This is a genomic window from Bacillus sp. CR71 (assembly GCF_003429245.1).
GTDB lineage: Bacteria > Bacillota > Bacilli > Bacillales > Bacillaceae_G > Bacillus_A > Bacillus_A thuringiensis_S.
The window spans coordinates 5905633-5907670 of sequence record NZ_CP031748.1; the positions used below are offsets into that span (position 1 = coordinate 5905633).

The following is a 2038-nucleotide window of genomic DNA, read 5'->3' on the forward strand; positions in this document are numbered from 1 at the left end:
TAGATTTTTCATGTAATTCTTGGTATGTCAAGCTCTCTTCTTCCATAATAACCGCTGTATAATCTGGTGTTTTCTGTACTTGTCTAACAAATAAATTGTGTAATGTTGTTTTTTCAATTTCTTTCTCGGTTTGGTTGTACTGTTTAATAACTATATTTTCATCAACCTTAGGGAGAGTTAATTGTATTAAATCTTTCGATTCCACTAAATGATGTAACATGTCGATGTATTGAGAAAACATCAATCCAATAACCTGTTCATCAAATAAGTCCTCCACATAATCCCATGTAATCTGTAAATCTCCCTTTATCTCCATAACTTGATAATCCAAATATACTTGAGAAGTTTGACTGACTCCCAATTTAACTTCTCCTAAGTCTGTCCAATCTACCTCTTCTTTTTCTGGAAATAGCATACTAGTAAATACAATTGGCATCACTGCTTTTCCATTTAAGTTATGAAAATTTGAGAACTCCCTTACAAAGTCTATGCCATCATACGATTTATGCTCTAAAGCTTCTATTAATACCTCTTGCAACTGTTGTGCACGATTAGCAAAAGAAAGTTCTCCCTGACTAAAATCAACATCTAGTAAGGAAATCATTGTGAAATCACCTATAATTCTATTAACATGTTCATGAAAAGGCTCCCTGTTAAATAATGTTGTATTAATAGCTAATTTAGGTTGATTACTCCATTTTGCAAGTATTTCTGCATAAGACGTACACAATAAAACTGAAGGCGTTATACTATAACTTTGTGCAATCTTTTTGAGTTTACTCCAAATATTTCGAGATATTTTATATTCCAATCTTTTAAACTTTGGATTTTTTATTACATTTGGTTCCTGCTTCATTGGTAGTTCCGGTGCAAAAGGAAAACCCTTCAATTTAGACAACCAATAGGCTTTATCCGTACTATATTTTTTTGTATTTTTAAACTTTATATGTTCTGTAATGTAGTCTCTAAACGTAAATTCTAATTTAGGAAGCTTCTTATTTGGATTCAAATACAGTTCTAACAATTCTTTGGAAAAGATATGAATCATACTAGCTCCATCCATTATCAATAAATCAAAGCTAACACAAAGAATATGTAGATTCTCTGCTATTTTTAATGCACGGAATTCAAATAAAGGCCATTGACTACTATCAAAAACATGATGTGACATTTTATTTCGTTCCTTAATAATTTCCTCTTGTCTTGATTTATCGTCAAGATAAGATAAATCAACTACCTTTATGAGATAATCTGGAACAGTTTCTAGTATTTTTTGTTCTCCAGATGGTAAAATTATACCTCTTAACATTGGATGTCGTTGAATCATTTCTTGTAAAGCTTTATTCAACCTTTCTATATTAACTGGTGTCTCTATTTCTACATAACTATGTGTAGACACCCCTCCCATTTCAAACGTATTCTCTCTTCCTAGCCAATAGGCTGTTTGTACTTCTGTTAATGGAAAAGGATTATATAAATTTTCCCAGTCTGCTGTCTTACTATCATGTTCTTCATGTATTATTTCTTCTTGTTTGCAGGATTCAATTTCTTTTGACAGTTTAAAAATCGTTCTCAATTCAATAAACTTTTTAATTCCCACGTTTATTTTAAATTCTTTATTTATGGAATTCACCACTTGTATCATAGCAATAGAATTACCGCCTAATTTTAGAAAATCACTGTGTATATCAATAGGGGATATACCTAATACACCTTCCCATATTCTACCGATTTTTTTCTCTATCTCTGTATTTGGATACTCGATATTTAAACTCTTATCATCTTCTATCAACTTAGGTTCTGGCAACACTTTACGATCGATCTTTCCATTCGGAGTCAGTGGCAATTTCTCTAATTTTACAAAATATTGCGGAATCATATATTCTGGCAACTTTTGTGCTAGATACTCTCGAATAGTTTCCATGACTTTCTCATCATCTACAACAATATACGCACATAAAAATTTTTTCCCGTTTGAATCTACTTGATCTATTACTACTGCTTGTTGAACATTCTTATGCTCTAATAGTTGATTAGA

1 protein-coding gene is annotated in these 2038 nt (G+C 31.3%); it reads right to left on the reverse strand.

Annotation, left to right across the window (positions count from 1 at the left end; genetic code table 11):
- On the reverse strand, positions 1-2038 hold a 2038-nt coding region (locus tag DOS87_RS29825), incomplete at both ends, for a condensation domain-containing protein (protein WP_261795577.1).